This is a genomic window from Methanocalculus natronophilus (assembly GCF_038751955.1).
In the GTDB taxonomy this organism is placed as follows: domain Archaea; phylum Halobacteriota; class Methanomicrobia; order Methanomicrobiales; family Methanocorpusculaceae; genus Methanocalculus; species Methanocalculus natronophilus.
In genome coordinates, this window is sequence record NZ_JBCEXH010000063.1 from 1 (window position 1) to 680 (window position 680).

The following is a 680-nucleotide window of genomic DNA, read 5'->3' on the forward strand; positions in this document are numbered from 1 at the left end:
GTATAATCCTTCAAAGTCTTCTGAAGCGCTTTTTGAATTATGGAAACACGTTATGAAAAGTGATGGAGAATTGTTTAAACTATGTTATGAAGATTATGAAAAAGAAGGGATTAATCCAGATACTGTTGCATTAAACTCTGTATTCACTTATGATCAAAACGTGTTTAATAGAATGAAAAAAGTAAGAGATTTAGTATTTAAATTATCAAAAGATATCATAACGACATTTCAGAAGCACTATGATTTAGAGGTTAATGACTTATCAATTATTGTTTATCATGGATTAGGGAATGCAGCAGGTATGGTAGAGGCTTACTGTAAAAAACCGGCCATCCTTTTTGGAGTAGAAAAGATTGTTGAGCTTAATTGGGACAATGAAAAACGGTTAGGGGCTTTAATAGCGCATGAATTTGCGCATGTGATGCATCAGTCCTTTTCACAAACATTAATGCCTTTTAGTGATTTTAAACGAAAACATCTTTACCGGATATACACAGAAGGCATTGCGACTTACTTAGAAAGTGTGGTAGCCCCAAGAGAAATAACCAGTCCCAATTGGTTTTTAAGAGGAAAGACCTTAGAAAATGAACTTAAAATGTTATTTTTAAGAAAGTTGGATAAAGAAGATAAAACGATTAATAATTTTTTTGGTGATTGGTACCCAGTATTAAAAATGGAAG

1 protein-coding gene is annotated in these 680 nt (G+C 32.4%); it reads left to right on the forward strand.

The features are described 5' to 3' along the window. Nucleotides 1-680, forward strand: a 680-nt coding sequence (locus ABCO64_RS10420; protein ID WP_343089418.1) for a hypothetical protein, incomplete at both ends; no start/stop codon positions are given.